Source organism: Parasphingorhabdus pacifica, from assembly GCF_054779195.1.
This window is the reverse complement of record NZ_BAAGYS010000011.1, coordinates 454,112-469,182: the sequence shown is the minus strand read 5'-3', so window position 1 is coordinate 469,182 and position 15,071 is coordinate 454,112. Positions and strand designations below refer to the sequence as shown.

Below are 15,071 nucleotides of genomic sequence, written 5' to 3'. Positions count from 1 at the left end.
GGTCAGCTCGCCCCGGAGAAGCGGACGCCGCCCGGCGGCAGTTCCACACCCGGCCACACTCTGATGCCGTCGAGCAGCTCACAACCCGCTCCGATGACCGCTCCGTCGCCGATCACCGCGTCCCGCACCACGGCTCCTTCTCCGACTCGGGCGCCCGCTCCGACGATGCTGCGCTCGACGACCGCGTCCGCCTCGATTCGGACGTCGTCGAAGAGCGTCGACCCGGCGATCTCGGTGCCCGCTCGCACGACGGCCCCGGCCCCGACGGTACTGCCCCCGGTGACCGATGCGTCCGCGTCGATCTCGGCGCCGTCCAGGACCAGTGCGTCTCCGAGACGGTCCGGCAGTGCCGACGACGGTGCTTCGCCCAGCACCAGGTCCGCCGATCCGCGCACGTAAGCGGCGGGTGTGCCCATGTCGAGCCAGTAGGACGCGTCGACGTACCCCTGCAGCCGAGCACCCGACTCCAGCAGGCCGGGGAAGGTTTCGCGTTCCACGGACACCGGGCGCCCGCTGGGGATCGACTCGATCACTTCCCTGCGGAACACGTAGCAACCGGCGTTGATCTGGTCCACGGGTGGATTCGAGGTCTTTTCCAGGAATTCCGTCACCCGGCCGTCGGGGCCGGTGGGCACGCAGCCGAATCCGCGCGGATCGGCGACTTTGACCAGGTGCAGCGTCACGTCCGCCGCCGTTGATCGGTGGGTGTGGACCAGCCCGCGCAGGTCGACTCCGGAGAGGATGTCGCCGTTGAACACGAGCACGTCGTCGGCCCGCAGCCGATCGGCCACGTTGCGGATGGCTCCGGCAGTGTCCAGCGGTTCTTCCTCGACGACGTATTCGAGCTCCAGGCCGAATTCGGAACCGTCCCCGAAGTGGTCGGCGAAGACCTCCGCCTTGTACGAGGTGCCGAGCACCACGTGGGTGATACCGGCCGCCTTGAGGCGGGAGAGCAAGTGGCTGAGGAAGGGAACGCCCGCCGTCGGCAGCATCGGTTTGGGTGCCGACAGCGTCAACGGCCGGAGCCGCACTCCCTGACCTCCGACGAGCACCACCGCTTCGACTCCCCGCAGCGGTGCGTTCGGCTCTCTCGACCCCTCCGGCATCGGTGGTCCCTCTCCTTCACTCGGCTACCGTTCTCACCGATCGGAACTTCCTCGATCGGTACCTTCCCCCTGACGAAAAACCCATTGGGGGGAATACTCTTGCAGGGTCGACGTCATAATGGACCGGCCCCCGTTCCTTCCGGACGCGGTGACCGGGCCGGAGACGCCGAGTGCGGCCTGTGCCGAAGGACCGAACCCACCGCAGCCGAAGCCCACGACCGACCACCATGACCGGTGAAGTACTGAGAGGGCATCCTATGGACCCCCGCCTCCGAGCCGATGAAACGCTTGCTCGCGCGCGGGCACGTGGTGCGTTCGTCGTGACGCCAGACAACGCCACTTCGCCGATGGACGCGTCGACCACTGTTCGGATCCCGCGGGAGGTCGTCGACGGTTCGGTCCCGGAGGGCACGGACCCGGATTCGACCGTGGTCATCCCGCACCCGCCCCAGCAGAGCGGTCAGCAGCAGACGGACCAGCAGCAAATGTGGCCGACCACCGACCAAGGTGGCCAGGAGCCGCCGAATCCGTACCGGGCCCAGCGAGGGGCGGACGAGTTCGGGCCGCTGGGCTCGCAGGCCGCCCAGCAGCAGTTCCCGCCACCGGCCCGGTGAGTCAGCTCGCACGTCGCGCGGCTCGCGTTTCGATCCGCGACCGCACGGCGAGTGCCGCACGCAGCAGCAGCCGCAGAGGTGCCCACCTGAGCCCGCGGTAGCGGTCGGACAGGTAGCGGTAGGCGCTGCGGTGGTGCTCGGCGAGCATCCGGGTCGAGGCTTGCGAGGTCGAGTGGCCACCGATGTGCATGATCGCCGCGCTGGGCACGTACACGTTGAGCCAACCGGCCTTGGCCAACCGGTCCCCGAGGTCGACGTCCTCGAAGTACATGAAGTACCGCGGGTCGAACCCGGTGATCGAGTCGAACGCCTCCCGCCGCATGAGCAGGCAGGAACCGGACAACCAGCCCGCGGTGCGCTCGGCGGGCCGCGCCTCGGACTGGCGGTATTCCCGGGTCCAGGGGTTGCCGGGCCACACCTTGCCCAGCAGCGCGTGCCCGGCGCCCCGGCCGACCGAGGGCAGCAACCTGGCCGAGGGGTACACCGAACCGTCGGGTTCGGTGATCAGCGGCCCGAACGCGCCGCCTCGCGGCCAGCGGTCGGCCGCGCTCAGCAGTTCGTCCAGCGATTCGGGCGCCCATTCGAGGTCGGCGTTGGCCACCACTATCCAGCCATAGCTGTCGTCCAGTTCGGCGGCGCCCCGGTTGGCGGCCCCGCCGTAGCCGAGGTTCGCGCCGGTCGGAACCAGGTCCACGCCGGGACGCTCGGCGGCCTTCTCCGGCGCGCCGTCGGTGGATCCGTTGTCGGCGAGGACCACCCGAGGTGTGCGCGAGGTGGCCGTGGCGAGGGTGTCGAGAAACCGCTCCAGGGTTTCACCGGGCGAGTAGGTCACGATGACGACGGCGACATCGTCGCCGTAGGTGTGCGAGACGGTCACGCCGGAACATTCTGCCGAAGCGGGTGTGGCGGCCCGTGGCCGCATGTCCCTCACGGTGTCATCGGGCGCGTCGGTGCCGGTGGTGGGCGCGGGCGTAGGACTCCCGATGCTGGGCAGCGCAGGCTGCCCAGGTGAATTCCTTCGCCCGGCGCTGGGCGGCGGCGGAGAGCGCGGCTCGCCTGTCCGGGGCGTCGAGCAGCCCGCTGAGCCCGATGCCGATGTCCCCGGCACCGACACCGGTGTAGGCGACCGCTTCGCCGCCGACTTCCGGCAGACTCAGCCGCCGGCTGGTGAGCACGGCGGCTCCGCAGGCCATGGCTTCGAGCACCGGGAGCCCGAAGCCTTCACCGAAGCTCGGATACGCCACCACCTGAGCCCCGCCGAGGAATCCCGGCAGCAGCGAGAACGGCAGGTACCCCGTTCTGATCACCCGGGTGCGGTGTGGAACGGCTTCGAGCGCCCGGTCGATCTCGGCGTCCCAGCCGGACTGGCCGGCCAGCACGAGCGCGGGGGCGTCCCTGCGGCCGCCGCAGGTCATGGCGAAGCCTCGGATGAGGGCGGGCACGTTCTTGCGGGGTTCGAGGGCGCCGAGGAACGCGATGTAGGGCTGGGTGTGCAGGCTGAGCCTGCTGCGCACCTCGTCCTCCTCTTCCGGTGTCGGCGGGTGGAACCGATCGGGATCGACACCGTGGTACATGACGTGCATCGACTGCCGTTCGGCACCGACGGTGCGCACCAGTTCGTTCGCGGTGGCCTCGCTGGGCACCACGCACAGGGTCGCGCGGCGCAGCGCGGTCCGGGTCCAAGCGCGGAAGAACTTCGCCTTGACCGGTGAGTGCAGGGGCGCATCGCTGAAGAAGGTCGCGTCGTGCAGGGTCACCACGGACGCGGCCGGGTTGGCCAGCGGTGTCGTGTAGTGCGGTGAGTGCAGCACATCGATTCCGTGCCTGCGCACCAGCCGGGGCAAGGTGGTCTGTTCCCAGGTGAGCCGTGCCGTGCGGGTGGTGACCGTTTCCGCGGTGGGAAGGACCTCTGTGCGCGGTGCGATCCGACTGAACAGGTCGGTGTCCCGGGGCTGGCATACGACGGTGACGCTGGCCCCGTCCTGGTCGAGGGCCGCGAGCAGCGAATCGACGTACCGGCCCACGCCGCCCCGGTCTGCCGGGACCGCGGTCGCGTCGACGAGAACGTGCGGCTCGCTGTTGTGCACGGCAGTAGCGTACGGCGCACGATCGGGTGACCGTGGCCGGTTTGCCGGAAACATGTTCATTTCTTGATTACATCGAGTTGCAGGTTCCACATGGCGCGCGCGGCGCTCTCCCAGGTGAAGCGCGTGGCCCTGCGGAGGCCGGCTTCGGCGAGTTCCGCCCGACGTGCCGGATCGTCGACCACCACCCGCAACGCGCTCGCCAACGCACCCGAGTCAGCCCTGGGCACCGCCAACCCGGCGTCAGCGGCCACCTCCACCAGTGCGGGGGCGTCCGAGTGCACGACGGGTATCCCGGTGGCCATCGCCTCCAGCAGCGGTAGCCCGAACCCCTCTGCGAGGCTCGGCACCGCGAGAGCGGTGGCATGGCGGAGCAGCGCGACCAGTTCGTCGTCGGGCACGCCACCCAGCATGCGCACCCGGCCGTCGGGCAGGCCGAGTCCGCGCGCGAGCCGTTCGAGGTCCAGGTCTCCCCAGCCGGGTCGGCCCGCGATCAGCAGTGGCACCTCCGGCGCGCCCGGACGGGCCAGCGCCCGGACGAGGTGTTCGTACCCCTTGCGGGGTTCCACCGTGCCGATCGCCAGGACGTACGCGGGTGGCAGTCCCGCCGTCGTGGCCGGTGCGGGCGTCGTGGCCCGCGCGGGTTCGGTGAGCAGTCGCGGGTGCACGCCCTCACCGATGACGTGCACCGGCGCTGCGAGGTCCACGTGGTCGGCCAGTTCGTCGGCGACCACCCGAGTGGGCACCACGAGGGCGTCGGCGTGCCGAGCCGCCCGCCGGATCGCTCGTCGGTGCCAGTTCACCCCGCGCGGGGTGAGTGTCTCGGGGTGGGTCCACGGCACGGCGTCGTGCACGGTCACGACCAGCCCGCGTCCGCGCCGCGCAGCAGGCGCGAGCGGGGTCATCGCGTGCACCACGTCTCCGCCGGGCCACGGTGGCAGGCCGCGTTCCCAGGCGGCGATCAGCGCCCGCCGTGGAAGCCGGATCACCTTCGGCCCGGCGACTCCGTCGACGGTGGCACTGGCGGGATCACCGCTGCTGCTCACGACGCTGCTGATCCGCCAGCCGTCGGGTGCGGTGGCGGCCATCGCTCCCAGGAGTTCGCGTGTGTAGCGCCCGGTCCCGCCCGGCACGGGGGCGAGCAGTTGCTCGGCTATCGCGACCAGCTCGGGCAACTGCCCTCCTCTCCGTTTCCGCGAACGCTCTCCCGGTCGCCTCAGTCATCCGGGTCGGCGGGTTTGCCACGTGCCCGCCGAACCAGCCTCTGCAGCGGCAGGAGGCCGACGAACAGCGCGAGGAGCACCGTCCCCAGCATGGACGCGCCCCCCAGTACCGGACGGGGTTCGAAGTCCGCCCGATAGATCACCGATCGGTCCTGGGACTTCGACGCCGCCTGCAGCCGCTCCACAACCCGCACAGGACGACCCACATCAGCATCGGTCAACCGCGAATACTGCGTCTCCACCTGCTCCGTGCGGCCATCATCGAACCGCACCTCCGCCTCACACATCCACCCCCAGCTCGTCTGCAGCGGCCCATCAGGATGGTTCGACCTCGTCAACGGTCCGGCGAACCGGCACTGCTGAGCGGTAGCCGCGCCCCGAGCGGTGATCTCCGAATCCACCGCACTCACACCGAAGTACGGCGGAACGACAGTGAAACTCGCGAACGCGATCAATACCGCCACCGCGACGAGCAGCATGTCCCGGACTACCTTCACGACTCCCCCGACATGGTGTTCGCGTACCCCTGATCGTCGATCGTGGTGCTGCTCACGGCCGCGTTCCGCGCGAACTGCTGCCCAGCGGAAAGATCGTGCAGCCCCGTCCTGGTGGCGCCGCGCTGCATCGCCTTGCCCGCCTTCTGCAGCGGCTCCATCGAGTCCTTCACCTTGTCCAGGACCGGTTTGACCTTCTTGACCAGCTCGGCGAGCTTCTTGATCGAGGTCACGATCTTCTGCAGCCAGTCGGCAACCTTGGTCGACCACTTCGCCACGATCCGGATGGCATCGGCCACCAGCACCGGGGTCGCCAACCCGAGCGTCAACCCCGCCGCGACCGCCGACCGCGCGAGCCACTGGACCAGATCGGACATCGCCGAGGCGATGAGATCGCGCACCGTCGTGCGCACGACCGAGACCGCGATCCCGGCCGCCGACACCGCGCCGCCGACCGCGCTCGCCGCCGAGCTGGCCGCTTGGATCATCTTCGCCTCGCCCAGCGCGACCGGCTTGTAGACATCGACCGCGGGGCCGTACCAGGCGGCCGTGTCCGCGTTGACCGCCTGCTCCATCTGGGTCGCGGCCTCGGCGAGCTCCTGCGAGACGTTGGCCCAGGTGGTCGCGTTCGACTGCACCACGTCCGGGCTCCCGGCCAGCGCGTCGAGCATCTCCGGCAGTGGATCGACGTGCTCCATCGCCCACGCGAAGGCCGAGGTGAGCAGCGCACCAAACGGATCCGCGACCACCGCGAGGGCATCGAGCCCGGCAGCGGCACCGGTGATCCCAGCCTCGGCCCAGTCTTCGTTGTCGATCGCGTTCTTCGTATCGACGGCGAAGTCCCAGAACACGATGCCGTCTTCGGGGCTGACCAGCGGCTCGACATCGGCCACCAGAGCGTTTTCGGCCATCTCACTTACCTCCCAGTTCGCCGGAGATCTTCTCGAACGTCTCGCCGAGCGCCTTCTCCGCGTCGTCGTAACCGTCCGCCATCTCCCGGATACCGGTTCCGGTCGCCTCGACGGCGAGGTTGGCCGCTCCGATCGCGCTCTGACCGGCCAGCTCGACCACGCCGAGCAGCGGGGTCAGCAGCGGGCTGCAGAGGATGCCGTAGGCGTCGACGCCGTTCATCGACACCTGCCCGGCGGCGTCCTGGGCGGTACCGATGCGCTCGGTCACGCCCTGCAGTTTCTGTGCGTGTGCGCGCATTTCCTCGGTGTGCACGCCGAACCCGTCAGCCACGGGTCACCAACCCCTCCGGTCGTCCATCCAGCTGTCGTTCCCGTTGTCCTCGTCCGCGTTCGACCGGTCCGGCGCCGGAGCCGACTGCTCGGGTTCCTCCGGTTCGGGGAAGCGTTCCCGGAATCCCGACATCACGGCGCCGAGGGTCTCGCTGTCGGCGCCCACGACGGGCTCCATGGCTTCCTGCATGCGTTCGGTGAGCTTCGCCTGCGCGGAGCGCACGGTCGCGAGGATCTCCTTGGACACCTCGTCGGGACGCTTGCGCAGGGCACCGTCGGTGAGGGTGAGGTCGATCATGTTTCCACTGTGGTCGACCAGCACGGTCACCGAACCATCGGCGCTCGCCGTCGAAACCCGCACCTCGGCGGCTGCCTGCTGGAGCTGCTCGGCCTGCTTGACCTTCTGTTCGATCTGCTGTCTGAACCCAGCGAGCATGTCTTCCGGATTCGCCGATGGATTTGTCACGTGCACTCCCAACTCTTGTGCCGATTCGGACGCGGGCCAGGACCTATCGGTTCCCGCTGAAAGTTCGCTTTGTCGTGTGCCACAACGAAGCATCCTGGACGAGTCGGAGTACAACCCGCTTTGTGTTTCCAGCCACTTGGTTATCCAACTGGAATGTCCCTATTTAGGGTTGTGCGATCCGTTCGGAGGTCAATAGTGCAGGCTGGACGCGTGGCTGAAACGACCGCATCCAGCTCCTTACCCACCGTGTCCGTGATCGTCGTCAACTACCGCGGCGCCGACGACACCGCTGCCTGCCTGCGCGCGCTCCGCGATGAGCTCGACTACCCGAGCGAGCGCTTGGAGCTGGTCTGCGTGGACAACGCCTCGGGCGATGGCAGCGCGGAACGGATCCGGGTGGCCGCCCCGGAGGTGCTGCTGGTCGAGTCGACCGAGAACCTCGGATTCGCCGGGGGATGCAACCTCGGCGCCGAGCGGGCGAGCGGTCAGGTGCTGGCGTTCCTGAACAACGATGCCCGCCCCGCCCGCGACTGGGCACGCGCGGCGGTCGCGGTACTGCGGGCCGAACCGACGGTCGGCGCGGTGGCGAGCAAGGTGCTGGATTGGGACGGCAGCCACATCGACTTCGTCGACAGCGGCCTGACGTGGTTCGGCATGGGCTACAAGCGCCATGCCGGTGAGGTCGACGACGGATCACACGATGCGGCTCGCGACGTGCTGTTCGGCACCGGTTCGGCGTTGTTCGTCCGCGCCGAGCTGTTCACCGCCCTCGGCGGCTTCGACGACCGCTTCTTCATGTTCTACGAGGACGTGGACCTCGGCTGGCGGTTGAACCTGCGCGGCTGGCGCGTCCGCTACGAACCGGCATCGCTGACCTACCACCGGCATCACGCGTCGATGGCGGGGATTTCCTCCGCCCGCGAGAACTACCTGCTCGAACGCAATGCACTGGCCGCGCTCTACAAGAACGCCTCCGACGAGACGCTGGCCAAGGCGCTGCCCGCCGCGATAGCGCTGGCGGTGCGCCGGTCCACCGCGCGCGGTGAGATCGACCCGACCCAGCTGGAGATCACTCGGCGTCCCGAGGGCGATGACGACGAGTCGGGGGTCGTCATCGACCGGGATGCCCTCGCCGGGGTGCTCGCCATCGACCAGTTCGTGGAGCTGCTGCCCTCGTTGCGCGAGAGCCGCGAGGTGGAACAACGGGCCAGGGTGCGCACCGACACCGACCTGGTGCCGCTGATGCGCAAGGCCATGGAACCCGCCTACCCGCTGCCTCGCTACCTGGCCGCCCACGAAGCGCTGGTCGACGTGTTCGGGCTGGACGAGGTCTACGGACGACCGCGCCGCATCGCGGTGATCACCGGTGATGCGGTGACCGAACGCATGGCGGGAACGGCGATCCGCGCCTGGCACATCTCCGAGATGTTGTCCCAGGAGCACGACGTGCGGCTGGTCAGCATCAACGCGCGAGTCAGGGCAAACCCGCCGGAGTCGGACTTCCCCGTGTTCGCGGCCAACATCCGCGAGCTGCGGTCCCATGTGGACTGGGCCGACATCGTGGTGCTGCAGGGCCACGCGCTGGAGTTGGTGCCCTCACTCAAGAAGATCGACTCCACCAAGATCGTCGTGTGCGACATCTACGACCCGATGCACCTCGAACTGCTGGAGCAGAGCCGCGATTCGGACGACGAGCGCCGCACGAAAGACCTCCGGGGCGTCACCGACGTGCTCAACAACCAGCTGCAGCGCGGTGATTTCTTCCTGTGCGCCTCGGAACGCCAACGCCACTTCTGGCTCGGGCATCTCGCCTCGCTCGGCAGGCTCACACCGGGGTTGTACGACGACGACCCGACCGTGCGGTCACTGCTCTCGGTGGTGCCGTTCGGCCTGTCCTCCAGCGCACCCCGCCGTACCGCGCCCGCGCTCAAGGGGGTTCGGCCCGGTATCGCCACCGACGAGAAGGTGGTGCTGTGGGCGGGAGGCGTCTACAACTGGTTCGATCCGCTGACCCTGCTGCACGCGGTGCACCGGCTGTCCGACGAGCACAGCGACCTCCGCTTGTTCTTCCTCGGCATGAAGCACCCGAATCCGGACGTGCCGGAGATGGGGATGGCCGAGCGGACCCGGAGCCTGTCCCGCCGACTCGGCCTGACCGACAAGCACGTCTTCTTCAACGAGACCTGGGTGCCCTACGGTGATCGGCAGAACTACCTGCTCGATGCCGACTGCGGCGTCACCACGCACTTCGAGCACGTCGAGACCACCTTCGCCTTCCGCACCAGGGTGCTGGACTACTTGTGGTCCGGGTTGCCCATCGTGACCACCGATGGTGATTCCTTCGCCGACCTCGTGCGCCAGGAGGAGCTCGGCGTGGTCGTTCCCGCCGAGGACCCGGCCGCGCTGGCCGACGCGTTGGAGCGGGTGCTCTACGACGCGGAGTTCGCCGCGTCCTGCCGCGAACGGATCAAGGAGGTTCGGGAGCGGTTCACCTGGGAATCGGCCCTGGCGCCGCTGACCGAGTTCTGCCGCGACCCGCGGCCGGCCGCCGACCGGTTGCCCGCGGCGGCGCCGTTGGTGCGCTCCCCCGCGCTCAAGATCGGGGACTCGGCGCGCCGGGACGTCGCGTTGCTGCAGGAATACCTCCGATCAGGAGGCGCGTTGGAGGTCGCCAGACGTGCCACCGGCAGGCTGCGACGGTTGACGAAGGAAAGGTTGCTGGGCCGGTGAGTACCGCGAACATCCGGGTGCTGCTCGACGGCACACCGCTGCTCGGCAGCCGCACGGGTATCGGTCGCTACACGGCGGCACTCGTCGACGAGCTGACCGCCATGTCCGAAGTGGACATCCGGTTGATGGGTTTCACCATGCGCGGCTGGCGTCGACTCCGCGTCGAAGCGTCCGACCAACGGGTGGTGGGGCCTCCCCTGCCTGCGCGAGTGCTGCGGGCGCTCTGGTCCCGAGGCGCGTTCCCCCCTGTCGAGTTGCTCGGCGGCGGGAACGCCGACGTCATGCACGGCACCAACTTCTCGCTACCGCCCGCGGCGCGAGCCGGTGGCGTCGTCACCGTGCACGACCTGGCGTTCCTCGACGCCCCGGAGAAGTTGGCGGATCCGGACATGCCCGCGGTGATGCGGAGGTCGGTGCAGCGCGCCGAGGTGGTGTGCACGCTGACGAACGCCGTGCGGCGCCGTGTCCAGGAGCGCTTCGACGTTCCGGAGGAGAAGCTCGCGTGCACCCCGCTGGGCGTGAACCGCGAGTGGTTCGAGGCGGAGGCGCCGGACACCGAGTTGCGCGGACGCTACGGGGTGCCGTCGGAGTACGTGCTCTTCGTCGGCGACTCCGGTCCGCGCAAGGGGCTGGCGGAGTTGCTGCGGGCCTACACACCGGACCTGCCGCCGCTGGTGATCGCCGGCCCCGGGCCCGCTTCTTCCGAGTGCGGAATCGTCCGGACCGGGTATTTGCCGGACGAGGAACTGCGGCGGATCGTTGCCGGGGCGTCCGCGCTCGTGCTGCCTTCCCAGGACGAGGGTTTCGGGCTGCCCGCACTGGAAGCACTGGCCTGCGGCGTTCCGGTGGCGTGTTCGGACGTTCCCGCGCTGCGCGAGGTGACCGACGGGCATGCGGTGTTGTTCCCGTACGGGGACGCGGAGGCGCTGAACACCGCCCTGCGGGACGCGCTCGCGCTGCCGACCCATGAGCTGGCCGTGTCGTTGCGGCGTTCGCGGGCTGCGCGGTTCACCTGGCGTGCTTGCGCCGAAGCGACCGTGGCGGCCTACCGCCGGGCTTCGGGCGACTGAACCGCGGTCGCTGGCACCCACCTGAGCATGCCGGTCACGAGGCCGGGCGGAAAACTCCTCCGTCGACGGCGAAAGCCGCGGTGAGCGCTTCGCGCCACGGCCGGAGCGAGGTCATACCGGACTCGGACCACGCCCGGCCGGAAAGCACCGAGTACGCGGGGCGAGGCGCGGGACGCGGAAACTCGGCCGTGGTGCAGGACCGCACGCGTTCCGGGTCGGCGCCGAGTTCGGCGAACACCGCCCGGGCGAACTCGTACCAGCTGGCCGACCCGGAATTGGTGCAGTGCAGCACTTTCCGGTCCGGTCCGCGGCGTTGGGTCACCCGAGCCGCCAGTTCGACGAGCCCGCTGGACAGATCGGCAGCCCAGGTCGGTGATCCGATCTGGTCGTCCACAACGGACACCGTGTCCCGTTCGGACTCCAACCTCGCCATGGTCTTGACGAAGTTGCCGCCGCGCGCGCCGTAGACCCATGCGGTCCGCACGATCCAGGCCCGGGCACCGGATTCGAGCACGGCTCGTTCCCCGTCGAGCTTCGTGCGCCCGTAAACGGTTCTCGGCCCGGTCGGCGAGTCCGGTTCGTACGGTTCTGCGGCATCTCCGGGGAAGACGTAGTCGGTGGAGACGTGCAACAGCGGCAGTCCACCGACGGCACAAGCTCGGGCGAGAGCGCCGGCACCGGCCGTGTTGACCGCCGCGGCGCGCTCCGGATCGGCCTCGGCAGCGTCGACCGCCGTGAACGCGGCGGCGTTGATCACGACCGGGCGCAGCCCGGAATCCCGTGCCGTGGTGGCGAAGGAGTCAACGGCGTCCGCGACGGCCTGGCCGTCGGAGACGTCGAGTTCTCCCGATCCCGGTGCGTGCACGATGCCGTGGCCGCCCGCGAGCGACCGGGCCAGTTCGGCTCCGAGCTGACCTCGGCCGCCCGCGACCAGCGTGGCCGTTCTGGTCATGAGTTCGCTCCCGACTTGAGGGGTTCCCACCACGCGCGGTTGTCGCGGTACCAGGCGACGGTGTCGGCGAGCCCCTCGTCGAAGTCGACGACCGGCTTGTAACCGAGTTCCGCGGCGATCTTGGTGTGGTCGACCGAATACCTGCGGTCGTGCCCCTTGCGGTCGACAACCTGCTCGACGCTCGACCAGTCGTGCCCCATGAGTTTCAGCACTCGCTCGGTGAGCTCCCGGTTGGTGAGTTCGGTACCGCCACCGATGTTGTACGTCTCGCCGGGAGTGCCGGATTCCACCACGAGCTGGATGCCGCGACAGTGGTCGGTGACGTGCAACCAGTCGCGGACGTTGAGGCCGTCGCCGTAGAGCGGGATCGGTTTTCCGTCCAGAAGATTGGTGACGAACAGCGGCAGAACTTTCTCGGGGAACTGGTACGGCCCGTAGTTGTTCGAACACCGCGTGATGCACACCGGCAGCTGGTGGGTTCGGTGGTAGGCGCGGGCGAGCAGGTCCGAACCCGCCTTCGCCGCCGAGTAGGGCGAATTGGGCTCCAGGGCGTGATCTTCGGGCCAGGATCCTTCGTCGATGGAGCCGTAGACCTCGTCCGTCGAGACGTGCACGAACTTCTCCACGCCCTCGGCGACGGCGGCCTGCAGCAGCGTGTTCGTGCCGACGACGTTGGTCGTGACGAAGTCCGAGGCACCGGCGATGGATCTATCGACGTGGGTTTCGGCAGCGAAGTGCACGACCACGTCGACGCCGCGCATCAACTCGCCCATCAGCGGCGCGTCGCAGATGTCCCCCCGCACGAACCGGAATCCGGGGTTGTCGGCCACGTCGCGCAGGTTGTCCTGATTGCCCGCGTAGGTGAGCTTGTCCAGAACGACCACTTCGGACGGCACGCAGTCCGGGTAGGCCCCGCCGAGCAGTTGTCGCACGTAGTGCGATCCGATGAAGCCGGCCCCGCCGGTGACCAAAATCCGCATTGCGCCTTCCTCGGTCCGCTGATCGTCCCGGCTGACCGGGGACACCCCGCAGTCTGACACGCTTCAGGGGGCGCCAGAGCAGACTCCCTAGACACTGTGAGTAATCAACCGGTTCACTCACAAGAGGATGACTCTCAATTCGACGGGACCTCGTTCCTCCGATTGAGATCACGGTTAGCCTGCTCTCTGACACGAGCAGCACCACCCTCCGGCTGTATAACGCTCGTCCGTATGTCACCCACAAGGAGGAATCGGCGTGGACGACCGGTCGCGGAGGCCTGACCGCCCCCACGGGCAGCCCGGCCGACCCGTCCCGGGACGGGGAAGCAATCGACAACCCCACCCGGGAAGAGGCGGCGCACCCCCTCCCCATCAGCGGGGTGGCGCAGGCCCCACCGGCGGCCCGGCGGGAGGCCCCGGCGGAGGCCCGGAGCATCGTCGGCCGAAGCGAAACCAGCCCGAACGTCCTCCGGACAGCCCGATTCCCGCCGCGGAAGCACCGCGGGAGGACACCTGGAGCCGCGGCAGCGGGGGCCGAGGCCGCCGCGGCAGGATGATCGCCGCGCGCACCCTCGCAGCACTGCTCTCGGTCATCGTCCTGAGCTCGACCGGCATCGCGTGGGGGTACCTGCGAAACCTCAATTCCGGCCTCACCGGCAGCGACGTGATCAGCCAAGGCCTGAGCTCCCCCGACGGCGCCACCGACATCCTGCTGATCGGCAACGACTCCCGCACCGACGCCCAGGGGAATCCGCTGTCCGAGGAAGTGCTGCGCGCGCTGCGCACCACCGACGACGAAGGTGGCGACCTCACCGACACGATGATCCTGGTGCGGATCCCCAACGGTGGCCAGCGGGCCAGCGCGGTGTCCTTCCCCCGGGACACGTTGGTCGACATGGAAGGCTACGGCGAGAACAAGCTGAACTCCGCGCTGAGCAGGGCGAAGGCGAGCGCGGAAGAGGACTTGACCCAGCAGGGCGTCACCGACCCGAAGGAGCTGGAGAAGCGCTCCCGGGCCGAGGGGCAGAAGTTCCTGATCAAAACCATCGAAGACCTCTCCGGTGTCAGCATCGACCACTACTCCGAGGTCAATCTGCTCGGCTTCTACGAGATCACCAAGGCGGTCGGCGGAGTCGACGTCTGCCTGAACGACGCCGTGGACGACAGCGACTACTCCGGCGCCGTCTTCCCCGCCGGTCCGCAGACCATCGCCGGTTCGGACGCGCTCGCGTTCGTTCGCCAGCGCCACGGCCTGCCGCGCGGCGACCTCGACCGGGTCGTCCGCCAACAGGTGTTCATGTCCGGCCTGGCCCGGAAGATCCTGTCCAGCGGCACGTTGAGCAACCCGTCGAAGCTCTCGGACCTGATGAAGGCGTTGAAGAAGTCGGTGGTTCTCGACCAGGGCTGGGACGTCGTGGAGTTCGCCCAGCAGATGCAGGGCATCGCGGGCGGCAACATCGAGTTCCAGACCATCCCGGTCGAGCTGGTGGGTTCGTCCGGATCCGAGGACGTCGAAGCCGATCCGCAAGACGTGAAGCAGTTCGTCGACAACCTGCTGCTCCCCCCGCAGGAACGCGCTGCCAAGCAGCAGGCCCAAGCCGCGGCCGAAGAACGCCGGTCAGAGACCACTGTGGACGTTTACAACACGACCGGCGAGGGCGGCCTCGCGGGCCGCGTTCTCGACTCGCTCTCCGACGAGGGGTTCGGCCAGGGAGGCAGCGGCAACGCCGAGGGCATGAGCAGCTCGGTCGTCTACCACGCGGCGGGAGACGAAGCGGTGGCCAAGGATGCCGCGGAAGTCCTCGGCGGGGTCAAGACCGAGGTCAGCTCGAACGTCACCGCGGGAAGCCTCGAGGTCTACCTGGGCAGCGACTACAGCGGTCCGGGCATGCGCAACCTCACCGGCTCCCAGCCACTGCGGCTGGACGCGGTCCGCGGCGCGGGCCCCGCACCGCAAGTCGGTCCGGCACCGCAACAACAGCAGGGCGACGAGCAATCCCGCATCACCGCGGACGGCGTCCCCTGCGTCAACTGATCGTCGTTCGGGTGCGGTCCGTTGCCGCGGCAACGGACCGCACCCGAATGCCTGCCCTCGGTGATCCACCACCGCT

14 protein-coding genes are annotated in these 15,071 nt (G+C 69.0%); 4 read left to right on the top strand and 10 right to left on the bottom strand.

The features are described from left to right. Positions 1–2: 2 nt before the first annotated feature. Entirely contained in the window at positions 3–1,106 is a 1,104-nt protein-coding gene (gene manB, locus ACYVAN_RS19155; RefSeq protein ID WP_460961528.1) for a mannose-1-phosphate guanylyltransferase, read from the bottom strand. Positions 1,107–1,426: 320 nt separating this feature from the next. Between manB and ACYVAN_RS19150 the strand changes: the two genes are divergently transcribed. Beyond that, positions 1,427–1,720 carry a hypothetical protein gene (locus tag ACYVAN_RS19150; RefSeq protein WP_460961526.1) on the top strand — a complete coding sequence of 98 codons (294 nt, stop codon included), beginning with the start codon at positions 1,427–1,429 and terminating at the stop codon, positions 1,718–1,720. 1 nt (position 1,721) lies between these two features. On the opposite strand, the gene ACYVAN_RS19145 is transcribed toward ACYVAN_RS19150, so the two are convergent. Genes ACYVAN_RS19145 through ACYVAN_RS19115 form a run of 7 tightly spaced genes read right to left on the bottom strand, consistent with a single transcriptional unit; the run spans position 1,722 to position 7,228 of the window. Further along, the gene (locus ACYVAN_RS19145; RefSeq protein ID WP_460961524.1) at positions 1,722–2,597 is read right to left on the bottom strand and encodes a glycosyltransferase family 2 protein; all 876 of its coding nucleotides are present in this window, start codon (positions 2,595–2,597) and stop codon (positions 1,722–1,724) included. A gap of 58 nt (positions 2,598–2,655) precedes the next feature. After that, positions 2,656–3,807 (bottom strand): glycosyltransferase family 4 protein, encoded by a 1,152-nt coding sequence (locus ACYVAN_RS19140; protein WP_460961522.1) that lies wholly within the window; start codon positions 3,805–3,807, stop codon positions 2,656–2,658. Positions 3,808–3,863: 56 nt separating this feature from the next. After that, positions 3,864–4,979 carry a glycosyltransferase family 4 protein gene (locus tag ACYVAN_RS19135; protein ID WP_460961520.1) on the bottom strand — a complete coding sequence of 372 codons (1,116 nt, stop codon included), beginning with the start codon at positions 4,977–4,979 and terminating at the stop codon, positions 3,864–3,866. A gap of 41 nt (positions 4,980–5,020) precedes the next feature. Further along, on the bottom strand, positions 5,021–5,524 hold the full coding sequence (locus tag ACYVAN_RS19130; protein ID WP_460961518.1) for a DUF6346 domain-containing protein: 504 nt from the start codon (positions 5,522–5,524) through the stop codon (positions 5,021–5,023). Further along, positions 5,521–6,432 carry a hypothetical protein gene (locus tag ACYVAN_RS19125; protein WP_460961516.1) on the bottom strand — a complete coding sequence of 304 codons (912 nt, stop codon included), beginning with the start codon at positions 6,430–6,432 and terminating at the stop codon, positions 5,521–5,523. The genes ACYVAN_RS19130 and ACYVAN_RS19125 overlap by 4 nt, the downstream gene beginning before the upstream one ends. Position 6,433: 1 nt before the next feature. Continuing rightward, on the bottom strand, positions 6,434–6,763 hold the full coding sequence (locus tag ACYVAN_RS19120; RefSeq protein WP_460961514.1) for a type VII secretion target: 330 nt from the start codon (positions 6,761–6,763) through the stop codon (positions 6,434–6,436). A gap of 3 nt (positions 6,764–6,766) precedes the next feature. Next, entirely contained in the window at positions 6,767–7,228 is a 462-nt protein-coding gene (locus ACYVAN_RS19115) for a YbaB/EbfC family nucleoid-associated protein (protein ID WP_460961512.1), read from the bottom strand. A gap of 210 nt (positions 7,229–7,438) precedes the next feature. On the opposite strand from ACYVAN_RS19115, the gene ACYVAN_RS19110 reads away from it, so the two are divergent. Together ACYVAN_RS19110 and ACYVAN_RS19105 are read left to right on the top strand one after the other, a co-directional pair. Beyond that, the gene (locus ACYVAN_RS19110) at positions 7,439–9,958 is read left to right on the top strand and encodes a glycosyltransferase (protein ID WP_460961510.1); all 2,520 of its coding nucleotides are present in this window, start codon (positions 7,439–7,441) and stop codon (positions 9,956–9,958) included. Next, complete coding sequence (locus tag ACYVAN_RS19105) at positions 9,955–11,028, top strand: glycosyltransferase family 4 protein (RefSeq protein WP_460961508.1); 1,074 nt, start codon at positions 9,955–9,957, stop codon at positions 11,026–11,028. The genes ACYVAN_RS19110 and ACYVAN_RS19105 overlap by 4 nt, the downstream gene beginning before the upstream one ends. 34 nt (positions 11,029–11,062) lie before the next feature. On the opposite strand, the gene rfbD is transcribed toward ACYVAN_RS19105, so the two are convergent. Together rfbD and rfbB are read right to left on the bottom strand one after the other, a co-directional pair. Further along, positions 11,063–11,980 (bottom strand): dTDP-4-dehydrorhamnose reductase, encoded by a 918-nt coding sequence (rfbD, locus tag ACYVAN_RS19100; RefSeq protein ID WP_460961506.1) that lies wholly within the window; start codon positions 11,978–11,980, stop codon positions 11,063–11,065. Further along, positions 11,977–12,960 (bottom strand): dTDP-glucose 4,6-dehydratase, encoded by a 984-nt coding sequence (rfbB, locus tag ACYVAN_RS19095; protein ID WP_460961504.1) that lies wholly within the window; start codon positions 12,958–12,960, stop codon positions 11,977–11,979. The genes rfbD and rfbB overlap by 4 nt, the downstream gene beginning before the upstream one ends. A gap of 553 nt (positions 12,961–13,513) precedes the next feature. Here rfbB and ACYVAN_RS19090 point away from each other — a divergent pair. Continuing rightward, on the top strand, positions 13,514–14,995 hold the full coding sequence (locus tag ACYVAN_RS19090; RefSeq protein WP_460961503.1) for an LCP family protein: 1,482 nt from the start codon (positions 13,514–13,516) through the stop codon (positions 14,993–14,995). Positions 14,996–15,071 lie beyond the last annotated feature (76 nt).